At 65.7% G+C, this 15,023-nt stretch carries 17 protein-coding genes and 2 tRNA genes; 8 read left to right on the top strand and 11 right to left on the bottom strand.

The window, feature by feature from the left end:
- Window positions 1–22 precede the first annotated feature (22 nt).
- Window positions 23–1,201: a cystathionine beta-lyase gene (gene metC, locus J2852_RS19185; RefSeq protein ID WP_209878477.1), complete on the bottom strand. Its 1,179-nt coding sequence runs from the start codon at window positions 1,199–1,201 to the stop codon at window positions 23–25.
- 258 nt (window positions 1,202–1,459) lie between these two features.
- Here metC and J2852_RS19180 point away from each other — a divergent pair, with 258 nt between their 5' ends.
- The 5 genes from J2852_RS19180 (at window position 1,460) to J2852_RS19160 (ending at window position 7,003) form a co-directional block, all read left to right on the top strand.
- The gene (locus J2852_RS19180; protein ID WP_209878475.1) at window positions 1,460–2,482 is read left to right on the top strand and encodes an amino acid ABC transporter substrate-binding protein; all 1,023 of its coding nucleotides are present in this window, start codon (window positions 1,460–1,462) and stop codon (window positions 2,480–2,482) included.
- 201 nt (window positions 2,483–2,683) lie between these two features.
- The gene (locus J2852_RS19175) at window positions 2,684–3,883 is read left to right on the top strand and encodes an amino acid ABC transporter permease (RefSeq protein ID WP_209878473.1); all 1,200 of its coding nucleotides are present in this window, start codon (window positions 2,684–2,686) and stop codon (window positions 3,881–3,883) included.
- 5 nt (window positions 3,884–3,888) lie between these two features.
- Window positions 3,889–4,992, top strand: a complete 1,104-nt coding sequence (locus J2852_RS19170) for an amino acid ABC transporter permease (protein ID WP_209878471.1) — start codon at window positions 3,889–3,891, stop codon at window positions 4,990–4,992.
- 21 nt (window positions 4,993–5,013) lie between these two features.
- Window positions 5,014–5,790 (top strand): amino acid ABC transporter ATP-binding protein, encoded by a 777-nt coding sequence (locus J2852_RS19165; protein ID WP_209878469.1) that lies wholly within the window; start codon window positions 5,014–5,016, stop codon window positions 5,788–5,790.
- 127 nt (window positions 5,791–5,917) lie between these two features.
- The gene (locus tag J2852_RS19160) at window positions 5,918–7,003 is read left to right on the top strand and encodes a pyridoxal phosphate-dependent aminotransferase (protein ID WP_209878467.1); all 1,086 of its coding nucleotides are present in this window, start codon (window positions 5,918–5,920) and stop codon (window positions 7,001–7,003) included.
- Window position 7,004: 1 nt separating this feature from the next.
- Here the strand turns inward: J2852_RS19160 and J2852_RS19155 are convergent, their stop codons facing one another.
- From J2852_RS19155 to J2852_RS19125, 7 genes are all read right to left on the bottom strand, one after another.
- Window positions 7,005–7,637, bottom strand: a complete 633-nt coding sequence (locus tag J2852_RS19155) for a GNAT family N-acetyltransferase (RefSeq protein WP_246499837.1) — start codon at window positions 7,635–7,637, stop codon at window positions 7,005–7,007.
- On the bottom strand, window positions 7,613–8,020 hold the full coding sequence (locus tag J2852_RS19150) for a GNAT family acetyltransferase (protein WP_246499836.1): 408 nt from the start codon (window positions 8,018–8,020) through the stop codon (window positions 7,613–7,615). The genes J2852_RS19155 and J2852_RS19150 overlap by 25 nt, the downstream gene beginning before the upstream one ends.
- A gap of 26 nt (window positions 8,021–8,046) precedes the next feature.
- On the bottom strand, window positions 8,047–8,919 hold the full coding sequence (gene sseA / locus J2852_RS19145; protein WP_209878463.1) for a 3-mercaptopyruvate sulfurtransferase: 873 nt from the start codon (window positions 8,917–8,919) through the stop codon (window positions 8,047–8,049).
- A 159-nt stretch (window positions 8,920–9,078) separates the two neighbouring features.
- Window positions 9,079–9,789 (bottom strand): alanyl-tRNA editing protein, encoded by a 711-nt coding sequence (locus tag J2852_RS19140; RefSeq protein WP_209878461.1) that lies wholly within the window; start codon window positions 9,787–9,789, stop codon window positions 9,079–9,081.
- A gap of 18 nt (window positions 9,790–9,807) precedes the next feature.
- Window positions 9,808–10,812 carry a cysteine synthase A gene (locus J2852_RS19135; RefSeq protein WP_209878460.1) on the bottom strand — a complete coding sequence of 335 codons (1,005 nt, stop codon included), beginning with the start codon at window positions 10,810–10,812 and terminating at the stop codon, window positions 9,808–9,810.
- Between the two features lie 107 nt (window positions 10,813–10,919).
- Window positions 10,920–11,528, bottom strand: a complete 609-nt coding sequence (locus tag J2852_RS19130; RefSeq protein ID WP_209878458.1) for an NUDIX domain-containing protein — start codon at window positions 11,526–11,528, stop codon at window positions 10,920–10,922.
- 52 nt (window positions 11,529–11,580) lie between these two features.
- Window positions 11,581–12,591: a S1C family serine protease gene (locus tag J2852_RS19125; RefSeq protein ID WP_209878456.1), complete on the bottom strand. Its 1,011-nt coding sequence runs from the start codon at window positions 12,589–12,591 to the stop codon at window positions 11,581–11,583.
- Between the two features lie 156 nt (window positions 12,592–12,747).
- On the opposite strand from J2852_RS19125, the gene J2852_RS19120 reads away from it, so the two are divergent.
- Window positions 12,748–12,930, top strand: a complete 183-nt coding sequence (locus J2852_RS19120; protein ID WP_209878454.1) for a hypothetical protein — start codon at window positions 12,748–12,750, stop codon at window positions 12,928–12,930.
- Window positions 12,917–13,273: a hypothetical protein gene (locus tag J2852_RS19115; protein ID WP_246499835.1), complete on the top strand. Its 357-nt coding sequence runs from the start codon at window positions 12,917–12,919 to the stop codon at window positions 13,271–13,273. Before J2852_RS19120 ends, J2852_RS19115 begins: the two co-directional genes overlap by 14 nt.
- Window positions 13,274–13,302: 29 nt before the next feature.
- Here J2852_RS19115 and J2852_RS19110 read toward each other — a convergent pair whose 3' ends face one another.
- The 3 genes from J2852_RS19110 to J2852_RS19100 form a co-directional block, all read right to left on the bottom strand.
- The gene (locus J2852_RS19110) at window positions 13,303–13,515 is read right to left on the bottom strand and encodes a hypothetical protein (RefSeq protein WP_209878452.1); all 213 of its coding nucleotides are present in this window, start codon (window positions 13,513–13,515) and stop codon (window positions 13,303–13,305) included.
- A 191-nt stretch (window positions 13,516–13,706) separates the two neighbouring features.
- A tRNA-Asn gene (locus tag J2852_RS19105) sits at window positions 13,707–13,782 on the bottom strand.
- Between the two features lie 207 nt (window positions 13,783–13,989).
- Window positions 13,990–14,063 (bottom strand) — tRNA-Cys (locus J2852_RS19100).
- Window positions 14,064–14,307: 244 nt separating this feature from the next.
- Here J2852_RS19100 and J2852_RS19095 point away from each other — a divergent pair.
- Entirely contained in the window at window positions 14,308–14,964 is a 657-nt protein-coding gene (locus tag J2852_RS19095) for a protein-L-isoaspartate O-methyltransferase family protein (RefSeq protein ID WP_209878450.1), read from the top strand.
- Window positions 14,965–15,023 lie beyond the last annotated feature (59 nt).

Genomic DNA, 15,023 nt, shown 5'->3' with positions numbered 1-15,023 from the left:
AAAACCCTCTTGTCTCAAGCTCTTACAGGGCGTCGTTCAGGCGCTTGAAGGCGCTGTCCAGATCCCGGATCAGGTCGCCCACGTCCTCCAGACCCGCGTGCAGACGCAGCACGATGCCGGGATCGTCCCAGCGCGTGGCGGTGCGGATGGCGGCCGGGCGGGTCGGCAGGATCAGGCTCTCGAAGCCGCCCCAGGAATAGCCCATACCGAACAGCTCCAGATGGTCGAGCATGGCGGCCAGCGCCGTCTTCGGCACCGCCTTGATCACGACCGAGAACAGGCCCGACGATCCGGCGAAGTCGCGTTTCCACAACGCGTGGCCAGGGAAGTCCGGGTGCGCCGGGTGCAGGATGCGCGTGACCTCCGGCCGCTTTTCCAGCCAGCCGGCCAGCGCAAGCGCGTTCTCCTGGTGCTGCTTCAGACGGACCGACAGCGTGCGCAGGCCGCGCAGGCCCAGGAAGATGTCGTCCGGCCCGGCGCAGGCGCCGGTGCGCGTGGCCGTCTTCTTGACCTTCAGCCAGCTTTCCTCGTCGGCGCAGACGATGGCGCCCAGCATCGCGTCGGCATGTCCGACGATGTACTTGGTCGCGGAATGGATCGACACGTCGGCCCCCAGCCGCAAGGGCTGAAGCAGCAGCGGGGTTGCCCAGGTGTTGTCGATCAGCACCTTCGCCCCGACGGTCTTCGCGGCGGCCGAGATCGCCGGAATGTCCTGGATCTCGAAGGTCAGGGAGCCCGGCGATTCGAGGAACACGACGCTGGTGTTCGGCTTCAGCAGCGAGGCGATTCCGGCCCCGATGGTCGGGTCGAAATACTCGACCTCCACCCCGTAGGGAGTCAGCGTGTCGTTGGCGAACCGGCGGGTCGGCCCATAGGCGCTGTCGGTGATCAGCACATGGTCGCCGGCCTTGGTGAAGGACAGCAGCGCCGTGGCGATGGCGTTCAGGCCCGACGCCGCGTGCACGGTCTTGTAGCCGCCTTCCAGCCGCGTGATCGCCTCTTCGAACGCCTGGGAGGTCGGCGTGCCCATGCGGCCGTAATGGACGCCTTCGAACGGGTTGCGGTCGCTTTCCTCCAGCTCCGCCAGGGTCGGGAACAGCACGGTCGAGCAGTGATAGACCGGCGGGTTTACGATCCCGTGATTGGCGCGCGGATCGCGCCCGGCGTGGTTCAGGATCGTGTCCTTTTGTGCGTCCTTCATAAGCCCTTCCGCGATAAAGGCGATGGTCGAGCCATCTTGGCATCCCAGGAACCGGCCGGCCACAGGAGAATGCGCCCGTAAGCCTCTGTAAGGGATTGCTTAACTTACAGTTCAGCCTACGGAGGATTCGACAAGTCCGATAATGTTGGTGCACTCTTGTGACATGCGCGTGACCCTCGTGGGGGGCGCGCTGACGAAGGTTCCAAAGGGCCAAAGTCCGAAATCGAAAAACGCAAGGACAGGGTGGAGCTTCAAACGATGAAATCGGGAATTCTCGCCGCGACCGCCGCGGCTCTGGTGTTCGGTGCCGTCACCACGGCGCAGGCTGGTCCGACGCTCGACGCCGTCAAGGCGCGCGGCTTCGTCCAGTGCGGCGTGAACGCGGGTCTTCCGGGCTTCGGCAACCCCGACAGCGCGGGCAACTGGACCGGCCTCGACGTCGACTACTGCCGGGCGATGGCCGTCGCTCTCTTCAACGACCCCAACAAGGTAAAGTTCACCCCGCTCTCGGCTCAGCAGCGCTTCCCGGCCATCCAGTCGGGTGAGGTGGACCTGCTGTCGCGCAACACGACCGTCACGCTGACCCGTGACACCTCGGTCGGCCTGAACTTCGCGCCGGTCACCTATTACGACGGCCAGGGCTTCATGGTGCACAAGAAGCTCGGCGTGAAGAGCGCGAAGGAGCTGAACGGCGCCACCGTCTGCGTCCAGTCCGGTACGACGACGGAACTGAACCTCGCCGACTACTTCCGCTCCAACAACATGAACTACAACCCGGTCGTCATCGAGTCGAACGACGAGGTGAACGCCGCCTTCTTCGCCGGCCGCTGCGACGTGCTGACCACCGATGCGTCGGGCCTCGCGGGCACCCGCGCCGGCGTGGCGCCGGTTCCGGACGACTACGTCATCCTGCCGGAAATCATCTCGAAGGAGCCGCTCGCCCCGGCCGTGCGCCATGGCGACGATCAGTGGTTCGACATCGTGAAGTGGGTCGTCTATGCCACGATCCAGGCCGAGGAGTCGGGCATCAATTCCAAGAACGTCGATGAGTTCGTGAACAGCAAGAACCCGGAGATTCAGCGTCTCCTGGGCTCCTCGCCGGGCATGGGCAAGGCGCTCGGCCTGGATGAGAAGTGGGCCTACAACGTGATCAAGAAGATGGGCAACTACGGCGAGATCTTCGACCGCAACGTCGGTCCGAAGACTCCGCTGAAGCTGGAGCGCGGCCTGAACGCCCTGTGGACCAACGGTGGTCTGCAGTACGCGATGCCGGTCCGGTAACTCTTGATGACGGGGACCGTCCACCGCAGGGAGGCGGACGGTCCCCGTCATGGCATTGCAGGTGTGGCGGCGCGAAGGGCGGCAAAAAGCAAAACGCCCCGCGCCTTTGCCGCTGGGAGACGAATGTGTCATGGCGCGCATGCGCGGATGTCCGGGAGGCGTTCGGCGGCATAGGCCCATGACGGGTGAGGGGAGAGAACCGTGGCCAGCGAGACCCGGGACACCCGGCGCGGAGCCGCGCAGGGTGGAATGTCATTTTCCCTCAGCGACCCGACGTTTCGGGCCATCTTCTACCAGATTCTGGTGGTTGGCATCGTCGTCGCGGTCGGCTGGTATCTGATCGCCAACACGCTCGACAACCTGTCGCGGCGGTCCATCGCCACGGGCTTCGGGTTCCTGGAGCGCGAGGCGTCCTTCGGCATCGGCGAAAGCCTGATCGACTACAGCCCTCGGGACACCTACGGCCGGGCCTTTCTGGTCGGCGTGCTGAACACGCTGAAGGTGTCGATTCTCGGCATTGTCCTGGCCACCGTGCTGGGCACGGTGATCGGCATCGCGCGCCTGTCCAGCAACTGGCTGATCGCCAAGCTGGCCTCCGTCTATGTCGAGATCATCCGCAACATCCCGCCGCTGCTCCAGCTGTTCTTCTGGTACGCGATCGTGACGGAAAGCATGCCGCCGGTTCGGCAGGCGCTGAATCCGATTCCGGGCGTGTTCCTGTCGCAGCGCGGCCTGTTCGTGCCCGTTCCGGCGGCCGATCCGGTGTGGAAGTTCATGGGGATCGCGCTCGCGCTGGCGGTGATCGTCGTGATCTTCGTGCGCCGTTGGGCCAAGGACCGGCAGGCGCGGACCGGGCAGCCGTTCCCGACCGGTTGGACGACGCTGGGCCTGCTGATCGGCTTCCCGCTGATCGCCTACATCGGCGGCGGCATGCCGACGGCGCTCGATGTGCCGGAACTGGCCGGCTTTAACTTCCGCGGCGGCGCGGTGGTTTCGCCGGAGTTCTTCGCCATCCTGATCGGCCTGACCGTCTATACGGCGGCCTTCATCGCCGAGGTGGTACGCAGCGGCATCCTCGCCGTTAACTGGGGCCAGACGGAAGCCGCGCGCGCGCTCGGTCTGCCCAGCACCGAGACGCTGCGGCTGGTGGTTCTGCCGCAGGCGCTGCGCGTGATCGTGCCGCCGCTGACCAGCCAGTATCTGAACCTCGCCAAGAACAGCTCGCTGGCGCTTGCCATCGGCTACCCGGACCTGGTCTCCATCGCCAACACGACGCTGAATCAGACCGGTCAGGCAATCGAGGGCGTGGCGATGATCATGGGCACCTACCTGACCATCAGCCTCGGCATTTCCATCTTCATGAACTGGTACAACAAGCGCATCGCGCTGGTGGAGCGTTGACGGACATGACCGAGAGCGTCCACACCGGCAGCATTCCGGACGAGCGTCCGCCGGCCAACACCGTCGGCCCCGTCGCGTGGCTGCGCAACAACCTGTTCAACACCTGGTACAACGCGCTTCTGACGATCCTCATCCTGTACGGGCTGGCGCGCGCAATTCCGCCGCTGCTCGACTGGCTGATCGTCCACGCCAACGGCTTCGACACCACGCCCCAGGAATGCCGGACCAACGGCGGCGCCTGCTGGGCCTTCGTCAGCGAGAAACTGCGCTTCATCCTGTTCGGGACGTTCCCGTACGACGAGCAATGGCGCCCGCTGCTGACCATCGTGATCTTCATCACGCTGCTCCTCGTCAGCTGCGACCGCCGCTTCTGGAAGTGGTGGCTGGGGCTGCTGTGGGCGGCGGGGTTCGCCGCGGTGGCGATCCTGATGTGGGGCGGCGTCCTCGGTCTGACCTATGTGGAGAACACCAACTGGGGCGGCCTGCCGCTGACCCTGATCCTGTCGGTGATCGGTCTTGCCGTGGCCTTTCCGGCGTCGATCCTGCTGGCGCTCGGCCGCCGGTCGGACATGCCGGCGATCAAGGTGATGTCGGTCACCTACATCGAGCTGATTCGCGGCGTGCCGCTGATCAGCCTGCTGTTCATGGCCTCGGTCATGTTCCCGCTGTTCCTGCCGACCGGCGTCAGCATCGACAAGCTGCTGCGCGCGCAGATCGCCTTCATCATGTTCGCCGCCGCGTATATGGCCGAGGCGATTCGCGGCGGCCTTCAGGCGATCCCCAAGGGTCAGTACGAGGCGGCCGACGGCCTGGGCCTGAACTACTGGCAGAAGATGCGCAAGATCATCCTGCCGCAGGCGCTCGCCATCGCCATTCCGCCGCTGGTGAACACCTTCATCAGCTTCTTCAAGGACACCTCGCTGGTCATCATCATCGGCCTTTACGATCTGCTGGGCACGGCCAAGGCGGCGCTGACCGACCCGGCTTGGCGCGGCTTCTACCGCGAGGCGTACCTGTTCATCGGCGTCATCTATTGGGTGTTCTGCTTCTACATGTCGAAATACAGCCAGAAGCTCGAACGCGACCTGCGTCGCGGGCACCGTCGTTAAGGGTAGGGGAGAGACAAGACCATGGCCGAAGCCGTGAGCAACGCGCGCACCTTTCCCCAGGGCGGGGAAGTCATCCAGTGCCTCGGCGTGCACAAGTGGTACGGCGAGTTCCACGTCCTCAAGAACATCAACCTGTCGGTCGCCAAGGGCGAACGCATCGTCATCTGCGGTCCCTCGGGCTCGGGCAAATCGACGCTGATCCGCTGCCTGAACCGGTTGGAGGAGCACCAGAAGGGCAACATCGTCATCGACGGGATCGAGCTGACCGGCAACCTGAAGAACATCGAGCTGGTCCGGCGCGAGGTCGGCATGGTGTTCCAGCACTTCAACCTGTTCCCGCACCTGACCGTGCTGGAGAACTGCACGTTGGCCCCCATCTGGGTCCGCAAGAAGCCGAAGGCCGAGGCGGAAGCGCTGGCCATGAAGTATCTGGAACGGGTGCGCATCGCCGAGCAGGCGCACAAGTATCCCGGTCAGCTGTCCGGCGGTCAGCAGCAACGCGTGGCCATCGCCCGCTCGCTCTGCATGAATCCCAAGATCATGCTGTTCGATGAGCCGACCTCCGCCCTCGACCCCGAGATGGTGAAGGAGGTTCTGGACGTCATGATTGGCCTCGCCCAGGACGGCATGACCATGCTCTGCGTCACGCATGAAATGGGCTTTGCCAAGTCGGTGGCCGACCGGGTCATCTTCATGGATCGCGGCGAAATCGTTGAGCAGAACAACCCGCAGGAGTTCTTCAACAACCCGCAGTCCGAGCGCACCCGGCTGTTCCTCAGCCAGATTCTGAATCACTGACGCAATACTGAGATCCGACGCAATCCCTATGGGGCATTCGCCGCATTGAGCACTAGCGGGTTGCGTCGGATTCAGGTTGAATGCGGGCCGTTCGTGCTGTGATGCGTTGCACAACGGAGACCGCCCGATGGAGCTGCTGAGCCCTCGCCCCTGCATCGGCCAGATCAAGTCCTACCGCCCCGCGCGGCCGCCGCAGGATGGTGCGGGCTGGATCGATCTGTCGCTGACGGTCAATCCTTTGGGGGCTGGGCAGAAGGCGCTCAACGCCTACCGGCAGGTGGCGATGCAGATCCACCGATATCCGGATTGGGCTCAGGACAACCTGCGCCACGCCGTCGCGGGCCGCTACGAACTGGACGCCGACCACATCACCTGTTCGGCCGGCTCCGACGAGATGATCCACCTTGTCACGCAGGCCTTCGCCGGGCCGGGTGACGAGGTGCTGTGCCACGAGCATGGCTATCGCGGTTTCCTGAAGGCGATTCGCGCCACCGGCGCCACGCCCGTCGTCGCCGCCGAGCGCGATCTGACCGTCGATGTCGAGGCGATGATCGACCGTGCGAACGAACGGACGAAGATCTGCTTCCTCGCCAACCCGAACAACCCCACCGGCACCTACATCCCTATTGACTGCGTCCAGCGCCTGCGCGCCGGCCTGCCGTCGCACACGCTGCTGGTGCTCGACGCGGCCTACGCTGAATATTGCCGCCGCAACAACTACAGCGACGGGACGGAACTGGTCGAAAACTCCGACAACGTGCTGATGGTGCGGACCTTTTCCAAGCTGCACGGGCTGGCCGGTCTGCGCGTCGGCTGGGCCTATGGCCCGAAGACAGTGATCGACGCCATCAACCAGGTGCGCGGTCCCTTCAACGTCAGCATCGCCGCCCAGGCCGCCGCCGCGGCCGCCCTGATCGACACGGACCACGAGGAAGCCACCCACGCCCACAACAGCGCGTGGCTTCCGTGGCTGGGGCATGAACTGGAGCAGATCGGCGTCCGCGTCTATCCCAGCGTCTGCAACTTCATCCTGGCCCGGATCCCGACCGACCCGGCGCTGGGCGTGCAGGCGGTGATGGACCATCTGGCCCGGCGCGGCGTCCTGGTGAAGTGCACCCAGGACTACGGCCTGACCGACTGCCTGCGCATCACCGTCGGCCGCGAGGACGAGAACCGCGCCCTCGTCGCGGCGCTCGCCGAGATTTTGAACTAACCTATTCTATGATCGGGATGTGCGGTCCCGCCGTGCGCGGCAGCCAACCCTGCACGCGCGGGTCCAGGATTTCGCGCGTCACGTGCCGGATCGGGACGAAGCCCATCGACTGGTAAAGCGGCAGCGCCTTCGGGTGATCGAAGGTGCAGGTGTTGACCAGCAACCGCTTCGTACCGCCCTGCCAGGCCAGCCGGATTGCCGTGTCGAGCAGCCACGGCCCGAGCCCCAACCCGATGAAATCCGGGATCAACCCGAAATAGGCCAGATCCGTGTCGGCCTCGCGCCGGTCGATCTCGGCATAGCCGGCCGGCGTGCCGTGCACGTACAGCACCCACACCTCGACGCGCGAATCGGTGACGATCACGCCAAGCTCCGGCATCGGCATGCGCCGGCGCTCGTGCCACAGCCAGGGCTCACCCACCGTGTCGTACAGATAGCGGTAGAAGGACGCCGTCGGCGGGTTGGAGCGCACCAGCGCCACGTCGCCCGCCGGCCTGGGCAGCGGGGCGTGGGTCGGCGGCGTGGTCATCTCCAGATAGGTGACGATGACCGACAGGCAGCCGGGCGGCACCGCCATAGGGATGGCCGACGAGGGAATGATCGACGGATTCAGGGAGAAGCGGTCTTGAGCCATTTCTGCATCATCGTAACGGGGGAGGTGGCATAGCCCAGCCGTTCATAGAACGCCATCACCGCGTGGTTCGTTTCCCGCACGAGGAGTTGAATCTTGGGCATCCCCGCTTGAAACAGCCATTGCTCGGCCGACGCGACCATGGCCCGCCCATAGCCGCGCCCTCGGCACGCCGGATCGACCGCGAGATAGTAGAACCACCCCCGGTGACCATCGTGCCCAACCATGACGGAGGCAACTACCCGCCCGTCCTCGCATCCCACCAGCAACGCCGCGTTCGGCTTCGACCGCGCAAGCGCGATGTCCGCCGCCGGATCGTTCCAGGGAACCACGAGGTTGCAGGCGGTCCACAGCGCCACGATGGCGTCCCGCTCCGCGTCGGCCATGGGCCGAATCGCGAACCCCGGCCCGCTCATCGCCGCGCCGGTCCAGTCTCCAACGGCAGATCCTCGCGCAGTCCCCATTCGGCCCAGGAACCATCATAGACGGCAACGTCGTCCTTTCCGGCGACTGCGAGGCCCAGCGCGATGACGCAGGCCGTCACGCCGCTGCCGCATGAGGCGACCACCGGGCGGTTCAGGTCGATCCCCGCCTCCTTGGCCTTCGCCACGATGGTGTCCGGCGGCAGCACGGTCTTGGTCTCGGCGTCGACCAAATCGGTGTGAGCGAGATTCAGGCTGCCCGGAATGCGTCCGCTGCGCCGGCCCGGCCAGGGTTCAGCCACCGCGCCCTCGTAGCGGTTGGCGGCGCGGGCGTCCACGACCTGATCCGCGCCGCTCCCGATGTTGGCGAGCACGTCATCGACCCGCCGCAGCAGCTCCGGCCGCAGGCGCGCCGCGAAGGTCTTGGGCGCCGGAGTCGCAGCACCGCTTTCGGTCGGCCGTCCCTCGGCCAGCCACTTCGGAAGCCCGCCGTCCAGCACGGCGACCCGGTTGTGGCCGAAAAGGCGGAACATCCACCAGACTCGCGCGGCGGCGGTCGCCATGCCCGCGCTGTCGTACACCACCACCGTGTCGTCGTTCCCAACGCCGAGAGCCCCGACTTTGGCGGCGAAGGTCGCCTCGTCCGGGACCATGTGCGGCAGCGGATGCGTGTTCGGCTGCGCCACCTCGTCAATGTCGAAATAGACCGCGCCGGGGATGTGCCGCTCGGCGTACTCGGCGCGTGGGTCGCGCCCGGATCCCGGCATGAACCAGGAGGCGTCCAGCACTCGCAGGGTCGGCTGTCCCAGATTGCGGGCAAGCCACTCGGTCGGAACGATGGGGCCGGGCAGGGCTTCGGTCATGGCGTCCTCTCCTCTTTCAATTCTTCAGCGCGCTCATACGGCCGGCGCATGAATGCTTCATGGCCGGCCGGCCGTATGCCCCTCTCGCACATGGCCGTGCCATGTGCTGCCGGGTTTTAATCGAAGGCGGTTGATGGAAGCCATCAAACGCCTTCGATATCAGTCCTTGAGGGCGACGACGACGCGCCGGTTCTGTTTGCCCTTGTTCTCGATCTTCATGACCTCAAGCATGCCGATCTCGCCCAGCCGCGCCACATGCGTTCCGCCGCAGGGCTGCACATCCACGCCCTCAATGTTCACCAGCCGCACCCGGCCATAGCCGCGCGGCGGTTTCACGGTCAACGTGCGGACGAGGTCCGGTTGGGCGTCCAGTTCCTCGTCGGTGATCCAGCGCGGGGAGACCGGCGTGTCGGCGGCGATCAGGCGGTTGATGGCGTCGGCGATGGCCTGCTTGTCGAGGCTCTCCGCCGGGACGTTGAAATCCACACGGCTGCGCTCCGCCCCCACCTGCGCGCCGGTGATCGACGCGCCCGGCAGCACCGCGCAGACGAGATGCAGCGCCGTGTGCATGCGCATGTGGCGGTGCCGGCGGTCCCAGTCGATCTCCGCCTCCACCGCCGTGCCGGGAGCGGGCAGGACAGCGCCCATCTCCGGCACGTGGATCACATCGTCGGGGCCGCCGTCGCCCTTCACCGTGTCGGCGATTCGCACCTCACCGCCGGCGAAGCGCAGCACGCCGGTGTCGCCCGGCTGACCGCCGCCGTTCGGGTAGAACACGGTCCGGTCCAGCCGGATGCCCCGCTCATCGACGGAGCTGACGGTGGCGGTGCAGGACTTGGCGTATGGGTCCTCGCGAAAGATCAGCTCCATGGGTCCTCTGCGTGGGTTTTACGAATCCAGCCACTCGGGCACAGGCAGATTCTTCTCACGCAGGAACTCAGGATTGAAGAGCTTCGATTGGTAACGCTGCCCGCCATCGCACAAAATCGTCACGATGGTGTGGCCCGGCCCCATTTCGCGGGCGATGCGGATGGCCGCCGCGACGTTGATGCCGGACGATCCGCCCAGCACCAGCCCCTGGCTCTTGATCAGGTCGAAGATGACCGGCAGCGCTTCCTCGTCGGTGATCTGAAGGGCCGAATCGACCGGCGCGCCTTCCAGGTTGGCGGTGATGCGCCCCTGGCCGATGCCTTCGGTGATGGAGCTGCCCTCGGCCTTCAGCTCGCCATGGGCGTAGTAGTTGTAGAGCGCGGCGCCCATCGGGTCGGCCAGCACGATGCGGACGTTCGGGTTGCGCTCCTTCAGCGCCAGCCCGACGCCGGCCAGCGTGCCGCCGCTGCCCACCGCACAGGTGAAAGCATCGACACGCCCCTCGGTCTGGAACCAGATCTCCGGCCCGGTGGTCAGGCGGTGCCCTTCGCGATTCGCCACGTTGTCGAACTGGTTGGCCCATATGGCGCCGTTCGGTTCGGTCTTCGCCAGCTCCTCGGCCAGCCGTCCTGAATAGCGCACGTAGTTGTCGGGGTTGGAGTAGGGCACCGCCGGCACCAGGCGAAGGTCCGCGCCGACCAGGCGGAGCATGTCCTTCTTCTCCTGGCTCTGCGTCTCCGGCATGACAATCACGGTGCGATAGCCCAGCGCGTTGCCGACCAGCGCCAGCCCGATGCCGGTGTTGCCCGCCGTGCCTTCCACGATGGTGCCGCCCGGCCGCAGCAGGCCCTGGCGTTCCGCGTCGCGGACGATGGCGATGGCGGCGCGGTCCTTCACCGAGCCGCCGGGGTTCATGAACTCCGCCTTGCCCAGGATTTCGCAGCCCGTGGCCTTCGATGGCCCTTCCAGCCGGATCAGCGGCGTGTTGCCAATGGAGCCGATGAAGCCGTTGCGGTAATCCACGAAGTCTCTCCCGAGTCGAATGCCAAAATCTCCGCCACACTATCGGGGTGCGATGCGGGGAATTCAAGCCGCCGCTGTGAAATGCAGCATTGAACGTATTTTTACCGTTAAACTACCCAGCGCTTTCGCAGATCATCCCGCTTCCGCGCGAGCCAGCCCAGCGCGATGATGGAAATGGAATTGTTCAGCTTGTTCTCGTCCAGCAGCCGAATGGCTTTATCCGCCGGAACGACGCTGACGCGGATGTCCTCGTGTTCCTCCTCCAGACCGCCGGTGCCACCAACACCCATGCAGTCGATTCGCCCGCAATAGACGGTGACGTGTTCGTCGTAGGCGCCGGGGCTGGGGTAGTAGTCGCAGATCTTCTCCAGTTCCTGCACGGTGCAGCCGGCTTCCTCCTGCGCTTCACGGCGGGCAACGTCTTCGGGCGATTCGTCTTCCCCATCCACCAGACCCGCGACGATTTCGGTCATCCAGGCGGGGCCGCCCGCCGATGCCGCGCCGACGCGGAACTGCTCAATCAGCACGACGCTGTCCTTCGCCGGATCGTACAGCAGCACGCCGACCGCCTTGCCGCGCACGCACACCTCGCGCGGAGGCAGCACTTCGGTCCATGACCCGTCGAACTTCTTGTGGCGCAGGCAATAGACGTCGATCTTCAGATAGCCGTCGTAGGCCGTCTTCTTCTCGACGATCTCGATATCCGGATGGTCCATGGGCGTGCGCGCTCCTCGGCTGCGGCGGATAGGTGCCCATGGATGTAGCGCGTCAGAAGCTCGGATTCAGCTTCAACGTCCGATATCGGTCCGCTGAGGGCACCGTGACCGGCTCCAGCTTCGCCCCGCGCATGACCTCCAGCGGCACCGCCACCCCCGCCGGCCCCAGGCCCCAAAGCTTCCGGTAGAAGTCGGCGAGGTTCTTGAAACGCTGCCCGCCAACGCCGACGATCAGGTCGCCCGGCCGCACGCCCACCGATTCGGCCGGCCCTTGCGGCGTCACGCGCTCCACCAGCAACCGCCCCTGCTCCTCCCGCAGGGTGACGCCCAGCCAGGGGCGCGGCGGCTCTTGCCGGCGGCCGTAGGCCAGCAGATCGGCCAGAATCGGCTTCAGGGCGGCAATGGGCACGAACATATTGCCGGGCAGCCCGCCGTGACCGGGCAGCGCGTCGCCGACGATCAGCGATCCGATGCCGACCAGATGCCCGTGGCGGTCGATCAGCGCCGCCCCGTTGAAGGACCGCACCGGCGGCGTCGTGAAGATGGCCTCGTCCAGCAGATACTCCCAGTATCCGGCGAACTCACGCTTGCCGACGACCAGCACCGGCTGAACGCTCGGTGTCCCGTGGCGGCTCAGCACGACGGCGGCGTCGCCTTCCGTCAAGGCTCCGGAGTCGCCCAGCCGCACGGCCGGCGCGCTGAAATCCAACCCGGCGCGCAGCAGCCCGAACCCGCTGGCCTGATCGTAGGCGACGAGGTCCGCCGGATAGCCGCGCCCGTCGCCGGTGGTCACCTGGATTTGGTAGGCCTCCAGGATCGTGTAGCCGATGGTCAGGATCAGCCCGCCGCCGTCGATGACGACGCCGGTCCCCTCGCGCTCGGTCCCCAGCGTGCGGGAGCTTTGCGCGTCGGGCAGGGCGGTCACGTTGATTCGCACCACGGCCCGCGCCAGTGTGTCGGCATCGAGTTCGTCTGCCCGGCTTGGCGGCGTGCCGCCGACGAGGAACAGGACCCCGGCTAGGAGGGCCATCATCCGGGGAACCAGGCGCCAGCGACCCGTCATGCGTCCCTCCCTCGTCGGGTTCCGAGTCGGGCCGGGCGCCCGCCTGTCGGCCCTTTCACTGAAATGCGCCTTCCGCGTCCGCCATCAAGGGAGATGCAACCACATCGGCTCCGTTCGTGTTTCTCCGCGAAGGCCAACAGCACAGGAGAGCACGCGATGCCGATCGACAACGAACGCGAACTGGAGCAGGCCGTGGCCGAATTCCAGCGCCTTGCCGACGCCCCGGCTGGGTCGGCGGGTGAACGCCGCCGCCTTGAACTCGATGCGGAGATCAAGGCCTTCTACATCCAGAATTCCGACAAGATGAGGGTGGCCAAGCCGCCCCATGACGTCGTCTGAGAGCGCACGGACCTCACCTCGGCGCATTTCTCCATCGACGCGGGCGTGGCGGCTGTCCGACTATGGCCGCCATTTCCACGCCATGTCCGAAGAGGGCGCCTTCACGATGAAGCGAGTCGATACGTGCTACACCTGTCGTTTCTGGGAAGGGCAGGGCATTCGTCAGCGTGGTCCGAAGGGTGTCTGTCGTCGCTTTCCGCCCGTCGTGACACCGCGCGATCCGGACGGCCGTTTCCCGACAACCCTGTCCACCGACTGGTGCGGCGAATGGAAGCGCAACGCCGGGGAGTCGGCCGAGGATGCCGATGACGAGCGCACGATCTACGACGACCTTACCGCCTGACCTATTTCGATCCGCTTTTCCTGGCCGGTTTATTTCGGCCAGGGAGCCATCACCATCATCCGCCGGCTTTCGGGCGGGGAGAACCCGTCCGGAGCGTGGGATTGACTCCAGTCCGCGCCAAGAATGACGACAGCGGCGACGGTCGCGACGGTGAAGACGAGAGCGGCGCTGACCCAGCCGCTGTCCCAGTCCGGATTCGGCATCCGGCGTGGGAACCGGGCGGGTTTCTCCTGAAGCGTCATGGGATCCCTCCACCAGCACGAACACCCCAGAGATCCTGACGTCCAGGTATCTCACACGATAATTGGGGTTGCTGGTGGCCTGGCGGCATCTTGCCTCCGGGCAGGTGAGCCCATTCTTTCGGTCCAGGACAAAAGCAATAATGGAAAAGGAAAAAGGGCAGGTCCGATGCCGAACCTGCCCTTTTTCATATTGGCTCCCGGTGCTGGACTCGAACCAGCGACACGCGGATTAACAGTCCGCTGCTCTACCGACTGAGCTAACCGGGATCAGTGGCGCCGTTGTTCGCGGCGTGGGCGGCTATATAGCGGACCGTCCGGCACCTGCCAAGCCCCTATCTGCAAAAAAATGACACCGGGTCCCGCCACGCTTTCCCCTTGATATTCCAACCAAAGTCCGCGCACGCAAAAACGCCGCCGCGACCCGCAGCGGGTGGTTCGGGATGAAAACCCAAATGTCGGTAATCATGGAAAGGATGGAGGCACGGGCGGGAATCGAACCCACGTACACGGATTTGCAGTCCGCTGCATCACCACTCTGCCACCGCGCCATCCTTGGTCCGACGCCCCCCAACGGGAGCGCCGCAGTGTGGGAGCGGACATATACTGCCCGCGAACGAGCCGGTCAAGCACCTTCCTGCAAGATGTCGTACGACTCTTGGCAGGCCCGGTGTGGCGGCCGTGTGACGTTGTGTTCATCCAGCTTTGCAGATATATACGCGACAAGGCAGCGAAGCCGTTTTCCGCATTCGGCTTGGCGCCGCGCCCGTGCCAACCAATCAATAAGCGACCGCCATGTACGATTACGCCGCCGCCCGTACCAACATGGTCGAGGGGCAGATTCGCCCGAACAAGGTCACCGACCACCGCCTGGTCGAAGCCCTGCTCGACATTCCGCGTGAGGTGTTCGTGCCCAAGGCGGCGCGCGGCATCGCCTATGTCGACGAGGACATCGCCGTCGGCAACGGCCGCTACCTGATGGAGCCGATGGTCTTCGCCCGCATGCTCCAGGAAGTGGGCGTGGAAGAGAGCGACGTCGTCCTCGACATCGGCTGCGGCACCGGCTACTCGACCGCCGTCCTGGGCAAGCTCGGCGCCACCGTCGTCGGCATCGAATCCGATGCCGAACTCGCGCAGCGCGCCACCCAGGCGCTCGCCGAGGTCGGCATCGACAACGCCGTCGTCATCACCGCTCCGCTGGTCGAAGGCTACCCGGCCCAGGCGCCGTACGACGTCATCGTCATCGAAGGCCTCGTGGCCGAGGTGCCGGACGCCATCACCGCCCAACTGGCCGAGGGTGGCCGCCTGATCGCGGCGGTGCACGGCGACCGTGGCGTGGGCGAGGTGAAGCTGTTCCAGCGCGTCGGCGGTATTGTGTCCGGCCGCGTGCTGTTCGAGGCGCAGCCGCGCCAGCTCCCCGGCTTCGAACCGAAGCCCAAGTTCGTCTTCTGAGTTTCCAAGGGGCCGCATCCCGCGGCCCCTTGCTTGAGTTCGCAGCGGAGTTCCCTGGC

The organism is Azospirillum soli (genome assembly GCF_017876165.1).
Taxonomy (GTDB): domain Bacteria; phylum Pseudomonadota; class Alphaproteobacteria; order Azospirillales; family Azospirillaceae; genus Azospirillum; species Azospirillum soli.
Note: the sequence above shows the minus strand (reverse complement) of the source record. Positions and strands in the feature narration are given on the sequence as shown.

Bases quoted from the DNA above. Each gene is read 5' to 3' on its own strand.
- metC (WP_209878477.1), bottom strand. From the start codon at position 1,201: ATGAAGGACGCACAAAAGGACACGATCCTGAACCACGCCGGGCGCGAT.
- J2852_RS19180 (WP_209878475.1), top strand. From the start codon at position 1,460: ATGAAATCGGGAATTCTCGCCGCGACCGCCGCGGCTCTGGTGTTCGGT.
- J2852_RS19170 (WP_209878471.1), top strand. From the start codon at position 3,889: ATGACCGAGAGCGTCCACACCGGCAGCATTCCGGACGAGCGTCCGCCG.
- J2852_RS19165 (WP_209878469.1), top strand. From the start codon at position 5,014: ATGGCCGAAGCCGTGAGCAACGCGCGCACCTTTCCCCAGGGCGGGGAA.
- J2852_RS19160 (WP_209878467.1), top strand. From the start codon at position 5,918: ATGGAGCTGCTGAGCCCTCGCCCCTGCATCGGCCAGATCAAGTCCTAC.
- J2852_RS19155 (WP_246499837.1), bottom strand. From the start codon at position 7,637: ATGGCTCAAGACCGCTTCTCCCTGAATCCGTCGATCATTCCCTCGTCG.
- J2852_RS19150 (WP_246499836.1), bottom strand. From the start codon at position 8,020: ATGGCCGACGCGGAGCGGGACGCCATCGTGGCGCTGTGGACCGCCTGC.
- sseA (WP_209878463.1), bottom strand. From the start codon at position 8,919: ATGACCGAAGCCCTGCCCGGCCCCATCGTTCCGACCGAGTGGCTTGCC.
- J2852_RS19140 (WP_209878461.1), bottom strand. From the start codon at position 9,789: ATGGAGCTGATCTTTCGCGAGGACCCATACGCCAAGTCCTGCACCGCC.
- J2852_RS19130 (WP_209878458.1), bottom strand. From the start codon at position 11,528: ATGGACCATCCGGATATCGAGATCGTCGAGAAGAAGACGGCCTACGAC.
- J2852_RS19125 (WP_209878456.1), bottom strand. From the start codon at position 12,591: ATGACGGGTCGCTGGCGCCTGGTTCCCCGGATGATGGCCCTCCTAGCC.
- J2852_RS19120 (WP_209878454.1), top strand. From the start codon at position 12,748: ATGCCGATCGACAACGAACGCGAACTGGAGCAGGCCGTGGCCGAATTC.
- J2852_RS19115 (WP_246499835.1), top strand. From the start codon at position 12,917: ATGACGTCGTCTGAGAGCGCACGGACCTCACCTCGGCGCATTTCTCCA.
- J2852_RS19110 (WP_209878452.1), bottom strand. From the start codon at position 13,515: ATGACGCTTCAGGAGAAACCCGCCCGGTTCCCACGCCGGATGCCGAAT.
- J2852_RS19095 (WP_209878450.1), top strand. From the start codon at position 14,308: ATGTACGATTACGCCGCCGCCCGTACCAACATGGTCGAGGGGCAGATT.